This window comes from Arthrobacter sp. FW306-1B-G06A (assembly GCF_058781765.1).
This window is the reverse complement of record NZ_JBYSXB010000001.1, coordinates 60,403-74,975: the sequence shown is the minus strand read 5'-3', so window position 1 is coordinate 74,975 and position 14,573 is coordinate 60,403. Positions and strand designations below refer to the sequence as shown.

Genomic DNA, 14,573 nt, shown 5'->3' with positions numbered 1-14,573 from the left:
TGTTATTTTCCAGATGGTATGTTCACTGAATACATGTCTGTTCCATGTAATCTTCGGCACGTTGCACCGTCTCAGCAGCTTGCCCATGAAGCCCCTGGAACCAGGCTTGGCAACTCAATAAACAGGTCTCATGGGGGGACTAATTTTGAATCGCGAAGAACGCAACGAGTTGGTGCTGCAGCACTTGCCGCTCGTTGGCTATTTGGTGTCGGAGCTCTGCGCGAGAGCTTCTCATTTGTCGCGCGACGATTTCGCGTCGGTGGGTTCCGTGGCGTTGATAACGTCTGCCGATTCCTTCGATCCGAACCTCGGAGTCCCCTTCGGCGCGTTTGCGCGCCGCCGGATCGTCGGAGCCTTCGCGGACGAGATGCGGGCCAGCGACTGGGCCACCCGGTCAGCGCGCAAACGCATCAAGGAAACCATGTCGGTCCAGGAGACGCTCTCCGGGGTCCTTGGCCGCACGCCTTCGGTCGCCGAGACCGCATCGGCCCTGGGTGTCGAACGAAGCGTGGTGGAAGCCGCCCTGGCCGATGCCGCGCGGACCCTGTCGCCGCTGGACGACGTCGTCGTGGACACCGTCGCGGCGGAGACCATCTCCCCGGAGCATTCGGTCCTTGCCGATGAGCGACTCAAGTACCTTCGCGCCGCCGTCGAGGCCCTGCCGGAGAAGATGCGTTACGTCGTCGAGGAGATCTACTTCGGCGGGCGGACCGTCAAGGAACTCGCCGAGGAACTCGGGTCCACCCACGCCGCGGTCTCCCAACAGCGCGCCGAGGGTATCCGCCTCATGCGCGACGGGCTGTCCGCGCATTACGCGGACGATCCCGGGCAATCCTTCGAGCCCCAATCGCGCATTACCGCCCGACGCCGGCACGACTACCTCTCCACCCTCGCCACCGCCACCCTGGGCGGAATCACCCGGAGTTTCAGCTCGCCTGATGCTGCGTTGAACCGGGCCGTCTAGCCTCCGCCTACTTTGCGGTCGGCACGCGGCGGAGCACGACGGCGGCAAGGACTGCCGCTCCCGCCATCAGGACGAGCCCGATCGCCGCTGTGATGTGGACCCCCGATTCAAAGGCGGCACGTGCCGCCGCGGTGAGGGCATCGCCCAATGGTTGGGGCAGCGTGGCCGCCGCGTCCACGGCTCCGGCGAGCGTCTCCCTCGAGCGTTCGGCCGCGTGGCCGGACAATTCGCCAGGAAGCAACAAGTGGTGTTGGTAGGACGCGGTCAGGATGGAGCCAAGCACGGCTGTGCCCAGCAGTGATCCGAGTTCGTAACCCGTTTCGGAGATCGCCGATGCAGCACCCGCTTTATCGGCGGGAACCGCGCCGAGGATCAGGTCATTGGAGATGGTCTCCGCTGAGCCGACCCCGATGGCCAGCAGCAGGAGTGCCGTCAAAAGGTACCCTGGCCCCTGGCTGTGGTTGCCCAGGGCGGCCACCAGGTATCCCACTGCGCTCAGTGCCAGGCCCGATGCCACCACCAGGCCCGGGCGGATCCGCTTGACCAGCGGAACCACCACCAGGCCCGCCACGATGGTGGCCAGCAGGGCCGGAACCATCGCGATCCCCGCCTGCATGGGGGATTGGCCTTCCACGAGCTGCAAGTGCTGCGCGAAGAAGTAGATGAAGCCGGTCATGGAGAACAAGGACAAGACGTTGGCCGTGATGGCCGTGCTGAAGACCTTGTTCCGGAAAAGCCGAACGTCCAACATAGGCGATGCCAATGAGCGCTGCCTGCGGACGAAGACAATTCCCATGGCCAGGCCGAACGCCATGAATGCCGCGGGTCCGGGGCCAAAACCGTGCACGGCGGCCTCCTTGATGCCAAAAACCACCGGGGCCATGGTGAAGATGGAGAGCACGACGCTGGGAAGGTCGGGCTTTCCCGGATTGCGGTCCTTGGACTCGGGGATGAGGAAGGGGCCGAAGGCGAGCAGCGGCAGCAAAAGTGGCACGGCAACCAGGAACACGGCTCCCCACCAGAAATGCTCCACGAGCCAACCACCGAAGATCGGCCCGAGCGCGGCGCCGCCGGAGAATCCCGCTGCCCACACGGCCACGGCGAGCCGGCGGCGGTTCGGGTCCGGGAAGATGTTGCGGATCAAGGACAGCGTGGACGGCATGAGCATGGCTCCGAAGATGCCCATGCTGGCGCGTCCGGCAATGAGCCACTCAGCCGACGGCGCGAACGCGGTGGCCGCGGAAACCGCGGCGAAGCCTGTGCTGCCGATCAACAGCAAGCGGCGGCGGCCGATCCTGTCTCCCAGGTTTCCCATGGACACCAAAAGCGCTGCGAGCACCAGCGGATAGGCATCCACGACCCACAGCAGCTGCACGCCCCCGACTTCCAGCGACCGGGCGATTTCCGGCAGGGCAAACGTCAGCGCCGTATTGTCCACAGCCACCAGCAGCACCGGGAACATCAGGAGTGCCAAGGCAGCCCAATCGCGCCACGGGGCGGATTGGATCGAAGAGGTACGGGGGTGCTGGGTAGTGGACGGCGTGAACATGAAGATAACTGTACCGTCTGGACGGTATAGTTTCAATCTGACTCAACGACCTGCCGCATCGAACTAAGGGATGATGGACACCATGCCGCGAAAACCTATTGCCCGGGACGCTGTCCTGGATGCCTTTGAAGCCCTGCTGATCGAGGTAGGGGAGCGGGCTGCCACCCTGGATGCCGTCGCCAAGCGCGCCGGCGTTTCCAAGGGCGGTTTGCTCTACCATTTCCCCAACAAAGAAGCCATGATCAGCTCCTTGCTCGAACGCATGGACGGGCTGGCTGCGCTGGACATCGCGGCAATGAAGGCGGCCCCCGAAGGTGCGGCCGCGTTCTTCATCAAGTCTTCCCTGTGGGCGGACACCCCCTTGGACCGGGTGTTCGTGGCAGCCACGCGGCTCGCGGAAGTAGCCCATGAAGAAACCCGAAGGCGCTTCGCGGGGATCCAGCAACAATGGCTCGATGTGCTCGCGGAGGAAGTGGGGCCCGAGATGGCCAAAGCTGTCCGGTACATGGGCGATGGACTTTACTTCAACGCAATGCTCGAAGGCGGTGCCGGCGATACGGAAGTCAAGGCCAGCGCAAGGAGCGCCGACGTCGGTGCGCTGCTGGCCGCCGTCGACCGCCTCCGTGACTAATGGCGCGGCCCAACTGGCTCGCAGTTGTTGTCGTTTAGAGGCTCCAAAACGACATCTAGTGCGAGTCAGCTGGGAAAGTCAGTCGGCTCGGTGACCACATTTGCGGACGCGGGCAGTCCATAGGACAATTGGGAGTTGTGGCAGCCGTCACCGGCAACCACAATCCGATTCATACAACTAAATACGCCTTTGATCTGCGGCGGGAGAGTCCTGCAGGCATGTGATGCAGGCGCCGTAGGAGCAAATCCTCCCCAGGAATCTCTCAGGCCCACGCACCGCCGCGGCAAGGCAACTCTGGAAAGCAGTGCGCTGACGCGTGCTCACCGACGGTGCAAGCGGAACAGTGCCACAAGCACGGTTTCGCGGAAACTCTCAGGTCCAATACAGAGCGGGGAGGAACCCGATTAGCTGTGGCGTGCCCACGCCGCCTTATTAATGGAGTTCCTTCGTGACGGTTAGTTCAACCTCCACTACGTTCGTTGACCGGCATATCGGCGCCCGGCGCCAGGCCGACATTGACATCATGCTCAAGTCTGTTGGCTACGACAGTGTCGATTCGCTCGTAGACACCGCGGTTCCCAATGACATCCGCCAGGATGTCGCATTGACGCTCCAGAACGCCCTCAGCGAGGTCGAGGTCCTGGCCGAGCTGCGCAAGCTGGCGGCCAAGAACAAGACGGCCGTGCAGATGATCGGCCAGGGCTATTACGACACTGTCACTCCGCCGGTGATCCGCCGCAACATCCTCGAATCCCCGGCCTGGTACACGGCGTACACCCCGTACCAGCCGGAAATTTCCCAGGGCCGCCTCGAGGCGCTGCTGAACTTCCAGACCATGGTCCAGGACCTCGTGGGCCTGCCCATCGCCAACGCTTCCCTCCTGGACGAAGCCACCGCCGTCGCCGAAGCGGTCCTCATGATGCGACGCGCCAACAAGAACAAGACCGCCCACGACGGCAAGACCGTGCTCGACGCCGATTGCCTCCCGCAGACGATTGCCATCGTGAAGGGCCGCGCCGAGGCGCTGGGCTTTGAGGTGGAGATCGCTGACCTGTCCCGGGGCCTGCCCGAGGGCGACATCAACGGCATCGTGCTGCAGCAGCCGGGCGTTTCGGGCCGGGTGTTCGACCACTCCGCCGTGATTGCCGCCGCCAAGGAACGCGGCGCCCTGGTTACCGTCGCCGCGGACCTCCTCGCCCTCACCTTGATCACACCTCCGGGCGAGCAGGGTGCCGACATCGCGGTCGGCTCCACCCAGCGCTTCGGCGTGCCGCTGTTCTTTGGCGGCCCGCACGCCGCGTACATGGCCGTCCAGAAGGGCCTCGAGCGTTCCATGCCGGGCCGCTTGGTGGGCGTTTCCAAGGACGACGCCGGCACTCCCGCCTATCGCCTCGCCCTCCAGACCCGCGAGCAGCACATCCGCCGCGAGAAGGCGACGTCCAACATCTGCACCGCGCAGGCACTGTTGGCCATCGTGTCCTCGATGTACGCCGTCTACCACGGCCCCGACGGCCTGAAGGCGATTGCCGAGACCGCCCACAACCACGCCCGCACCCTGGCAGGGTCGCTGAAGGGCGCGGGCCTTGAGGTCCTGCACGGCAGCTTCTTCGACACCGTCACCGTCCGGGTCCCGGGCAAGGCTGCCGAGATCGTTGCAGCCGCCGAGGCCAAGGGCATCAACCTGCGCGGCATCGACGCCGACACTGTTGGCGTCTCGGTTGACGAGACAACAACAAAGGAAATCGTCGGCGGCGTCCTTGATGCTTTTGGTGTCGTCGCGGTGTTTGGTGCTGAGCTACTTGAGTCCGGTGAGGGTTTCGCGCTGGAGGCCGCCGTCGAGCGTTCTTCGGACTACCTGCAGCACCCGGTGTTCAACACGCACCGTTCCGAGACCCAGCTGCTGCGCTACATCCGCAAGCTGTCGGACCGTGACCTGGCGCTGGACCGCACCATGATCCCGCTGGGTTCGTGCACCATGAAGCTGAACGCCACCGCCGAGATGGAAGCCATCTCCTGGCCGGAATTCGCCTCGATCCACCCCTTTGCCCCGGATTCCCAGACCGAGGGCTGGCGCGAACTGATCGAAGATCTGGAAGCTGACCTGACGGAGATCACCGGTTACGACCAGGTCTCCATCCAGCCCAACGCCGGTTCCCAGGGCGAACTCGCGGGCCTGCTGGCCATCCGCGGCTACCACCACTCCCGCGGGGACCTGCAGCGCAACGTCTGCCTCATCCCGGCTTCGGCCCACGGCACCAACGCAGCCTCGGCGGTGCTGGCCGGCATGAAAGTGGTCGTGGTGGCCACGGCTGCCGATGGCACGATCGACCACGCGGACCTGCAGGCCAAGATCGACGCTAACAAGGATGTCCTTTCGGCGATCATGATCACCTACCCGTCCACGCACGGCGTGTACGACGCCGACGTCCGCGAAATCTGCGACTCGGTGCACGCGGCCGGCGGCCAGGTGTACGTTGACGGCGCGAACCTGAACGCCCTGGTTGGCCTGGCCCAGCCGGGCAAGTTCGGCGGCGACGTCTCCCACCTGAACCTGCACAAGACCTTCTGCATCCCGCACGGCGGCGGCGGACCCGGCGTCGGCCCGGTCGCGGCCAAGGCACACCTGGCACCCTTCATGCCGGGCGATGCCAACAAGGCAGCGCACGAAGACGGCGCTTCTTTGCCAGGGACTGGCGTTGCGATTTCCGCTTCGCGTTACGGCTCCGCGGGTGTGTTGCCGATTTCCTGGGCCTACGTGAAGCTCATGGGCGGCGAAGGCCTCACCGAGGCCACGAAGTCCGCGCTGCTCGCTGCGAACTACATCGCCTCGCGCCTGAACGAGTACTTCCCGGTCCTCTACACCGGTGAAGGCGGACTCGTGGCCCACGAGTGCATCCTTGACCTGCGCGAACTGACGGCCAAGACCGGCGTCACCGCCGAGGATGTGGCCAAGCGCCTCATCGACTACGGCTTCCACGCACCGACCCTGGCGTTCCCGGTAGCGGGCACACTGATGGTGGAGCCCACGGAGTCCGAGGACCTTGGGGAGATCGACCGCTTCATCGAAGCCATGATCACCATCCGCAAGGAAATCGACCAGGTTGCCCACGGCGACTTCACGGTGGAGAACAGCCCGCTGCGCCACGCACCGCACACCGCGGCCGCCGTCGTCTCCTCGGACTGGAACCGTGAGTACTCCCGCGAGCAGGCCGTCTTCCCGGTCCACCACCTCAAGCAGGACAAGTACTTCCCGCCCGTCGGCCGCATCGACGGCGCCGCAGGCGACCGCAACCTGGTCTGCTCCTGCCCGCCGATCGAAGCCTTCGAGAACTAAAGGACCCCTCACGATGACTGAGAACTACACTGCGCTCTACGAAGAGCACAAGAAGCTCGGCGCTTCCTTCACCGATTTCGGTGGCTGGCAGATGCCCCTGAAATACTCCTCCGAACTGGCCGAACACCACGCAGTACGTAACGCCGCCGGCTTGTTCGACCTTTCCCACATGGGCGAAGTCTGGGTCACCGGCCCGGAAGCCGCGGCTTTCCTGGACTACGCCTTGGTGGGCAAGATCTCCGCCATGTCGGTTGGCAAGGCCAAGTACTCGCTGATCTGTCAGGAAGACGGCGGGATCATCGACGACCTCATCACGTACCGCCGTGGCGACGCCAAGTTCCTGGTGGTTCCGAACGCCGGCAACGCCAAGGTTGTCGCCGAGGCGCTGGCGCAGCGGGCAGCCAACTTCGACGTCGTCGTCGAGGACGCCTCCGCAGCAACCTCGCTGATCGCCGTCCAGGGCCCCAAAGCGGAGGCAATCCTCCTCCGCTTGGTCCCGGCCGAACAGCACTCCCTCGTCACCGGGCTCAAGTACTACGCCGCCGTTGAGGTGCCCTTCACCTTTGCCGGGAACACCACGGATCTGCTGCTCGCCCGCACCGGTTACACGGGCGAGGACGGCTTCGAAATCTTCGTGGACAACCACGCCGCTGCCGCCCTGTGGCAAGCAATCGCGGACGTTGCCGAGGACGGCGAGCTGATCCCCGCCGGCCTGGCCTCACGCGACTCCCTGCGCCTCGAAGCCGGGATGCCGCTGTACGGCAACGAGCTCTCCCGCGAAGGCAACCCCTTCTCGGCAGGCCTGGGCCCTGTTGTCTCGCTCGCCAAGGAAAGCGACTTCGTAGGCCGCGCTGCCCTGGAAGCCCTGAAGGCTGAGGGCGCCGGTTCCACCAGCGGCCGCAAGCTGGTTGGCCTCAAGGGCTTGGGCCGCCGCGCCGGCCGCAGCCATTACCCGGTCCTCAAGGACGGCGCAGTTGTCGGCGAAGTCACCTCCGGCCAGCCCAGCCCCACCCTCGGCTACCCCGTAGCGTTGGCCTACGTCGACGTCGAACACGCCGAACCGGGCACGGCCCTGGACGTGGACTTGCGCGGCAAGTCCGAGCCGTTTGAGGTTGTCGCCTTGCCGTTCTATAAGCGGACCAAATAAGTTTCGGATGGGTGACCGTGGTTGCGTTTAGCCCGTCGGGACCGACATCCTCTGCGGGCTCGGTCGCGAAAGACGCCCGCTGAGCGGACGTGACGCTCCCTTAGACGCCCGCTGCCGGATGCCGGTCCCGATGGGGCCGTCCTCGTCACCTTTGGTTATCGAACTGATGGGTGGTTATCGAACAGAAGGGCGAACGGTATGGACCTCGGCTCACCCTTGGTGCCTCTGTTGCGAACCTGCACCTGTCGCGTTCGATCGCCCTAGGTTTTTGGAAGGTGGGCTACCTCCCGCAGGTTGGCCCACTGGAACTGAATCGGCCTACTGGAACCACGGGTCACCTACTAAACCCGAAAGGGCCAGCGTTCTTTTCCGGAACTGTTGGCCCCGAAAACTGAACAAGCCTCTAGCGGTGGGGGAGCGGCATCCGGCAGCGTGCGTCAAAGCGACGAAGGAGCAGCACGCAGAGGATGGCGGCCCCCGCCGCGTAACCTGACCACAACTGTTTTCTTAGACCAACGCAAAGGAAAAAACATGGCAAAAGTTGCACCTGAACTCCAGTACTCCGACGAGCACGAGTGGGTTGCCCGCGAAGCCGGCAACCTTGTGTCTGTCGGCATCTCCGCCGTGGCCACCGACGCCCTCGGCGACATTGTGTACGTTGACTTGCCCGAGGTCGGTGCCGCTGTGACTGCGGGGGAGACCTGCGGCGAGGTTGAGTCCACCAAGTCCGTCTCGGACCTGTACTCCCCGGTGACGGGCGAGGTCACGGAAGTGAACTCCGCCGTCGTCGACGATCCCGCACTGATCAACAACGATCCGTATGGTGCGGGGTGGCTCTTCAAGGTGGCCGCCGAGTCCGACGGTCCGCTGCTTTCCGCGGAGGAATACGCTTCCAAGAACGGTGGCGAGCTGTGAGCGCCGCAACCGGGGCCGCAGGTACCGGAAACACCCTGTTCGAGCAGGTAGTTTCGCCGTCCCTGGACACCGTGTTGTCCGAGCTGGATCCGGAGATCGCGGCGAAGATCGACGATGAGCTGAACCGTCAGCGTTCGGGCCTGGAAATGATCGCGTCCGAGAACCACACCGCCGTGGCTGTCATGCAGGCGCAGGGCTCGGTCCTGACCAACAAGTATGCCGAGGGCTACCCGGGCAAGCGCTACTACGGTGGCTGCGAGCACGTGGACGTCATCGAGCAGCTTGCGATCGACCGCGTGAAGGCCCTCTTCGGCGCAGAGTACGCGAACGTGCAGCCGCACTCCGGTGCCCAGGCCAACGCCTCGGTGATGCACGCCCTCATCAAGCCGGGCGACACCATCATGGGCCTGAACCTGGCACACGGCGGGCACCTGACCCATGGCATGCGGATCAACTTCTCCGGCCGCCTGTACAACGTGATCCCGTACCAGGTCCGCGAAGAGGACCACCGGATCGACATGGCCGAGGTGGAGCGCCTGGCACTCGAGCACAAGCCGGCGCTGATCGTGGCCGGCTGGTCCGCCTATGCCCGCCAGCTGGACTTCGCCGAGTTCCGCCGCATCGCGGACCTGGTGGGCGCGTACCTCATGGTGGACATGGCGCACTTCGCCGGCCTCGTGGCCGCCGGCCTGCACCCTTCCCCGGTCCCGCACGCGCACGTCACGACGTCGACGACGCACAAGACCCTCGCCGGTCCGCGCGGCGGCATCATCCTGAGCAACGACGCCGACATCGCCAAGAAGATCAACTCCGCGGTCTTCCCGGGCCAGCAGGGCGGCCCGTTGGAGCACGTGATCGCCGGCAAGGCCGTGGCCTTCAAGATCGCCGGTTCGGAAGAGTTCAAGGAACGCCAGGAACGTGTGCTGGCCGGTGCCCGGATCCTGGCCGAGCGCCTCGTCCAGCCCGACGTCACGGCCAAGGGGATCTCCGTGATTTCCGGCGGCACGGACGTGCACCTGGTGCTCGTGGACCTGCGCAACTGCGAGCTCGACGGCCAGCAGGCCGAGGACCGCCTCGCCGCGATCGAAATCACCGTCAACCGCAACGCGGTTCCGTTCGACCCGCGCCCGCCGATGGTGACCTCCGGCCTGCGGATCGGCACCCCGGCATTGGCAACACGCGGTTTCGGTGAAGCGGCGTTCCGTGAAGTTGCGGACATCATCGCCGAGGCACTGATCGCCGACGCCGGCGCGGACCTCTCCGGCCTGCGTCACCGCGTGGAGGCACTCGCCGCCGCGCACCCGCTCTACCCGGGCGTCGCGAACCTAGGCTGACCGTCTTTGGTCGCCTTGGCCCGTCGGGTTCCGGTCGGACGGGTTTTTGGTCACCTTGGCCCGTCGGGTTCGGCCTCCTCGGCATGCTCGGTCGCATAGACGCCCGCTGAGCGGACGTGATGCTCCCTTAGACGCATGCTGCCGGAGGTCGGACCCGAAGGGGCTCCGTCCCTCACCTTCTTCGCGGAATCCGCTCACTCGCCCCCACCCGACCACAACTAACTAAGGAATCCGACCATGGCTGTTGGCGTCTTCGATCTTTTCTCTATTGGGATTGGTCCTTCGAGTTCGCATACCGTGGGGCCGATGCGGGCTGCTGCGGTCTTTGCGGGTGAGCTGAAGGATTCCGGTGCCCTGGAACGGGTGGCGTCGCTGCGCGTTGATCTGTATGGTTCCTTGGCTGCCACGGGCCGGGGGCACGGCACCATGACCGCGGTGCTGCTGGGCCTGGAGGGTTACCATCCCGAGGAGATCCTCCCCGAGGAAGTGGAGGAACGGCTCGCGTCGATCGCGGAGACCGGTCTGCTGAGCCTTTGCGGCGCCGTCGATCCCGAATCGGGGGTGTCGCTGCCGTACGGGGAAGCGGACATGATCCTGCACCCGCTCACGGTTCTTCCCCGGCATACGAACGGGATGAAGTTCTCCGTGTCCGACGCCGACGGCGAGGTGCTGCACGAGGCCACGTTCTTTTCCGTGGGCGGTGGTTTCATCGTCCGGGAGGGTGAAGAGGACGCGGCCCAGAAGGAACTGGAGGAGTCCAAGAAGGAACTCCCGCTGCCCTTCCGTACTGCCGCTGAACTCATGGGCCGTTGCTCCTCCAAGGGGCTTGGCATCTCGGACATCATGTTCATCAACGAACGCGCCTCCCGCACCGAAGAGGAAATCCGCGAAGGCCTGCTGCACATCTGGTCCGTCATGGAGGCCTGTGTTGAAACGTCCCTCAAGCGCGAAGGCGTGCTGCCCGGCGGACTGAAGGTCCGCCGTCGGGCCCCGGACTGGCATGAGCGCCTCCTGAAGGAAACCAAAGACCAGGACCCTGACTACCGGGATCCGAAGTACTGGCAGGAATGGGTGAACCTGATCGCGTTGGCCGTGAACGAGGAAAACGCCTCGGGCGGCCGCGTGGTCACCGCGCCCACCAACGGCGCCGCCGGGATCATTCCTGCCGTGCTGTACTACGCCCTGCATTTCGCCCCCGGCATGGACAAGGCCACGCAACAGGACCGCGACGACGTCGTGGTGAAGTTCCTGCTCGCCGCGGGCGCCGTCGGGGTGCTCTACAAGGAGCAGGCCTCGATCTCCGGCGCCGAAGTGGGCTGCCAGGGCGAGGTCGGCTCCGCTTCCTCGATGGCCGCCGCCGGATTGGCCGAAGTCATGGGCGGCTCCCCGGGACAGGTGGAAAACGCTGCCGAGATCGCAATGGAACACAACCTCGGACTAACCTGCGACCCGATCGGCGGACTCGTGCAGATCCCGTGCATCGAACGCAACGCGATCGCAGCGGCGAAGGCCATCAACGCGGCGAAGATGGCGCTCTGGGGGGACGGCACCCATCGCGTCTCCTTGGACGAGGTCATCGTGACCATGCGCGAGACCGGCAAGGACATGTCCTCCAAATACAAGGAAACCGCCATGGGCGGCCTCGCCGTCAACGTCGTGGAGTGCTGACCGCCGCTTCTTGATATTCGAGGCGGCGGCCACCGGATGGCCAAGCGGGGCCCAGCAATGCTGCGGATGCCATGGCGGCGAATACCGACCACCAGCTGTTGCTGCGGCCGGTGGTGAGCGGCGGAAGGGGGCGGTAGACGATCAACGGATCCTCCTGGTTCGGCTTTCGTTGTAACCACTTTCCGTTGCCCGGATAGCTGCGGACTTTGGGGAACCTTTGCCGCGGCTGTGAGAAATCGAAAGGGACCCAGCTCAAGGCGTTGGAAACGGACCACGCAGTAGCTTGCTGTGGGGGCCGATAGACTTGGAGCTGAACGCCTGCGCCGCACACCGGTGCCTGCTGCCTCACGTACGCAACTGATTGGACACGGCCCTCTTGCGAGAATTTACCGCACGCTTTGCCACCGCCGAGGAAATCGAACACTGGGACAAACACGTCACGGCCAACCCCAACGGCGGCAACCTCCTCCAATCCGAGGCCTTCGCGGACGTGAAGCAACACTTTGGCTGGAAGCCCTTGCATCTCGTCTACGAGACCGCGGACTACAGCAGCTACAACCTGGTCCTGGAGAAGAGCTTTCCACTGCTCGGCAAGCTCTGGTACCTCATCAAGGGCCCCGACGTTGCCGGCGTCGAGGACATTCCGGGGATCATCAAGGCAAACCGGGAATTCGTGAAGCGGGACAAGCTCGGGGTTTTCGCCGTTAAGATGGAGCCGGACATTGTCCTCAGTGGCGAAGCCCGGGACGCGATCGAGGCCACCGGAGTGGTCAAGACCCCCAACCTGCAGCCGAACGACTCCACAGCCCTGCTGGACATCTCTCCCGAGGAGAACCAGTTGCTGCGCAACCTGCATTCCCGCGGCCGCAACGCCGTTCGCCGGGCCATCCGCGAAGGCGTTGAAGTGCACACCATGGAACCCACGGAAGAGAACTTCCGTTCGATGTATGCGCTGATGACTAACACGGTTGAGGCGAAGTCCCAAGTGCGGGTCCGTGAATTCGGGTACTATCGCCAGTTCTGGACCAACTTCATCGAGCGTGGCCAGGGCAGGCTCCTCTTTGTCTTTGAAAACGGTGTGCCATCGGTCGGAGCCTTCGTCATCAACTATGGCCGGAAAGGCACCTACAAGGACGGCGGATCGCTGCAGAGGCGCGCGCAGTACGGCGATTCGCACTTGGTCCAGTGGACGGCCATCAACCAGGTCAAGGAACTGGGTTGCACGGAGTACGATTTCTGCGGCACTCCGCCCGCGGACCGGCTCAAAGACACCTCGCACCCGTTCCACGGACTTGGCCTGTTCAAGACCAGCTTCAGCAAGACCGTCACCGACTTCGTCGGCTGCTATGACCAAGTCATCAGCCCGCTGAAGTACAAGCTCTGGACTGCTGCGGGCGAACGTATCGCACGGCAGATCTACACCCGTCGCACGGGTCAACAGTTCTACTAGGCCAGCAGTTCCAGAAGGCTCGCAGCGCCACCCCGCCTACCGCATGTTGCACTACCCCGTATATGGAGGAACCACGCCCTTTGGAGGAACACCCGCGTGACTGACCGCCCCGACAACAGGCCCAACACGGATGGCTTGCCCAAGACGCAGCCGCTCAAGCCATCCCAGGTGCGCCAGAATGTCAACGCCAAGCGCATGCTTCGCAGGCTGGTGCAGGGGGAGAACCCTCCCACTGCCCCCATGAGCATCGTCGACCGCCTGGCGGGTAGTCCCTACGCCAACCCCATCATCCATGTGGGCGGTGTTGACGCATCGGCCCGCAAGACCATCGACTTCGCCCTGCATATGGCCGAAACGATGTTCCGCTACGGGGCAGGTGCCCTGGAAGTGGAGACCAGCATCATCGCGGTCACGGCTGCGCTCGGCTTGAAGAACATCGAAGTGGACATCACCAACCAGTCGGTCGCGCTCAACTATGCGCCCAAGGACCAGACCCCCATCACACTGCTCCGGGTTGTTCGCTCCTGGACCAACAACTACGCAGGCCTGGCCCAGGTGCACCAACTCGTCACGGATATCGTGGCTGGCGGTGTAGGCAGGTCGGAAGCGGTGAACCGGCTGGATGACATTATCCGCAGCAGCAAGCCCTTCCCACGGTGGATGGTCACCATGGCGTTCGGCGTCTTCTCTGCTGTCTTCGTCGGAGTCCTGGGCGGGGGACTTGGCGCTTCCGCCCTGGCTTTCGTCTCCAACATGCTTGTCAATCTCGTGGCCCGGCAATTGGGCAAGTGGCGCACGCCCGACTTCTTCGTGACAGCGGCCTGCTCCTTCCTGGTCACGTTCATCGCGCTCATGCTCCACTGGACCGGGGCGGACATCCCGCCGTCCATCGTCGTGGCGGGCGGCATTCTCCTGCTGTTGCCAACCGGGCGGCTCGTCTCTTCCGTGCAAGACGCCATCAACGGATTCCCCGTGACTGCGGCCGGACGATTCCTGTCCACGATCCTGACCTTCGGCGCGATCGTTGCGGGCATCGCCGTCGCGGTAGTTGTGGGTGACCTCATCGGCAGCGTCGCGATCGACGTCACGCAAACATTCCCCGAGGCGTATCCATTGTGGGGCCAGGCCATCCTGATAGCCGTAGCCGTGATTGCCATCGGCATCACCGAACAGACCCTGCTCAAACTTCTGCTCCCGACGGCGGCAGTGGGTTTGGTGGGTTACTTCGTCTTGTGGGGGGCTTCCAGCCTTGGTTTCGGAGACCGGCTCTCGCCGGCGATTTCCGCCGTGGTCATCGGCCTGCTCGCGCGGATGGTGGCGCTCAGGCTCGGAGCCCCGCAGCTCGTGGTCGCCGTCCCGGCCGCCCTCATCCTGCTCCCGGGCCTGAAGATATTCCGTTCCATGTATGTATTGACGGTGCAAGAAGCAGATGTACTGGTGGGTTCGGGAGGCATGCTCAACGCCGGAGCAATCGTGCTGGGTGTGGCCGCGGGAATCGTGCTGGGGGACAACCTTGCCCGGCCACTGACCAAGGGACTGGCCAGCAACGAGCGCCGCCGCGTGCGCCGGCGCTAGCCGCGT

General features: G+C 64.5%; 10 protein-coding genes and 2 riboswitches. Of the genes, 9 read left to right on the top strand and 1 reads right to left on the bottom strand.

Annotation, left to right across the window (positions count from 1 at the left end; all coding sequences use genetic code 11):
- The first annotated feature begins 130 nt into the window (after nt 1-130).
- Nucleotides 131-964 carry a sigma-70 family RNA polymerase sigma factor gene (locus AC3WJM_RS00330; RefSeq protein WP_284989602.1) on the top strand — a complete coding sequence of 278 codons (834 nt, stop codon included), beginning with the start codon at nt 131-133 and terminating at the stop codon, nt 962-964.
- Nucleotides 965-971: 7 nt separating this feature from the next.
- Here the strand turns inward: AC3WJM_RS00330 and AC3WJM_RS00325 are convergent, their stop codons facing one another.
- A complete protein-coding gene (locus AC3WJM_RS00325) occupies nt 972-2,513 on the bottom strand; it encodes an MFS transporter (RefSeq protein WP_492270959.1) in 1,542 nt (513 codons plus the stop codon).
- 82 nt (nt 2,514-2,595) lie between these two features.
- On the opposite strand from AC3WJM_RS00325, the gene AC3WJM_RS00320 reads away from it, so the two are divergent.
- The 8 genes from AC3WJM_RS00320 to AC3WJM_RS00285 all read left to right on the top strand — a co-directional run bounded on the left by AC3WJM_RS00320 (nt 2,596) and on the right by AC3WJM_RS00285 (nt 14,567).
- Nucleotides 2,596-3,144: a TetR/AcrR family transcriptional regulator gene (locus tag AC3WJM_RS00320; RefSeq protein WP_059388215.1), complete on the top strand. Its 549-nt coding sequence runs from the start codon at nt 2,596-2,598 to the stop codon at nt 3,142-3,144.
- A gap of 190 nt (nt 3,145-3,334) precedes the next feature.
- Nucleotides 3,335-3,432: riboswitch (glycine riboswitch) on the top strand.
- A gap of 1 nt (nt 3,433) precedes the next feature.
- A riboswitch (glycine riboswitch) is annotated at nt 3,434-3,541 on the top strand.
- Nucleotides 3,542-3,592: 51 nt separating this feature from the next.
- On the top strand, nt 3,593-6,478 hold the full coding sequence (gene gcvP, locus AC3WJM_RS00315) for an aminomethyl-transferring glycine dehydrogenase (protein ID WP_492270958.1): 2,886 nt from the start codon (nt 3,593-3,595) through the stop codon (nt 6,476-6,478).
- 13 nt (nt 6,479-6,491) lie between these two features.
- Nucleotides 6,492-7,625, top strand: a complete 1,134-nt coding sequence (gene gcvT / locus AC3WJM_RS00310) for a glycine cleavage system aminomethyltransferase GcvT (RefSeq protein WP_492270957.1) — start codon at nt 6,492-6,494, stop codon at nt 7,623-7,625.
- 531 nt (nt 7,626-8,156) lie between these two features.
- A complete protein-coding gene (gene gcvH, locus AC3WJM_RS00305; RefSeq protein ID WP_059388212.1) occupies nt 8,157-8,540 on the top strand; it encodes a glycine cleavage system protein GcvH in 384 nt (127 codons plus the stop codon).
- On the top strand, nt 8,537-9,874 hold the full coding sequence (gene glyA / locus AC3WJM_RS00300) for a serine hydroxymethyltransferase (protein WP_492270956.1): 1,338 nt from the start codon (nt 8,537-8,539) through the stop codon (nt 9,872-9,874). Before gcvH ends, glyA begins: the two co-directional genes overlap by 4 nt.
- A 237-nt stretch (nt 9,875-10,111) precedes the next feature.
- Nucleotides 10,112-11,542: an L-serine ammonia-lyase gene (locus tag AC3WJM_RS00295; protein ID WP_284989608.1), complete on the top strand. Its 1,431-nt coding sequence runs from the start codon at nt 10,112-10,114 to the stop codon at nt 11,540-11,542.
- A gap of 376 nt (nt 11,543-11,918) precedes the next feature.
- On the top strand, nt 11,919-12,992 hold the full coding sequence (locus tag AC3WJM_RS00290; protein WP_492270955.1) for a lipid II:glycine glycyltransferase FemX: 1,074 nt from the start codon (nt 11,919-11,921) through the stop codon (nt 12,990-12,992).
- A gap of 96 nt (nt 12,993-13,088) precedes the next feature.
- Nucleotides 13,089-14,567 carry a threonine/serine exporter family protein gene (locus AC3WJM_RS00285; protein WP_284989610.1) on the top strand — a complete coding sequence of 493 codons (1,479 nt, stop codon included), beginning with the start codon at nt 13,089-13,091 and terminating at the stop codon, nt 14,565-14,567.
- The last annotated feature ends 6 nt before the right edge of the window (nt 14,568-14,573 follow it).

What these genes read in the sequence shown, in the direction of transcription:
- AC3WJM_RS00330 (WP_284989602.1), top strand. Translation starts at nt 131, where the DNA reads ATGGGGGGACTAATTTTGAATCGCGAAGAACGCAACGAGTTGGTGCTG.
- AC3WJM_RS00325 (WP_492270959.1), bottom strand. Translation starts at nt 2,513, where the DNA reads ATGTTCACGCCGTCCACTACCCAGCACCCCCGTACCTCTTCGATCCAA.
- AC3WJM_RS00320 (WP_059388215.1), top strand. Translation starts at nt 2,596, where the DNA reads ATGCCGCGAAAACCTATTGCCCGGGACGCTGTCCTGGATGCCTTTGAA.
- gcvT (WP_492270957.1), top strand. Translation starts at nt 6,492, where the DNA reads ATGACTGAGAACTACACTGCGCTCTACGAAGAGCACAAGAAGCTCGGC.
- gcvH (WP_059388212.1), top strand. Translation starts at nt 8,157, where the DNA reads ATGGCAAAAGTTGCACCTGAACTCCAGTACTCCGACGAGCACGAGTGG.
- AC3WJM_RS00295 (WP_284989608.1), top strand. Translation starts at nt 10,112, where the DNA reads ATGGCTGTTGGCGTCTTCGATCTTTTCTCTATTGGGATTGGTCCTTCG.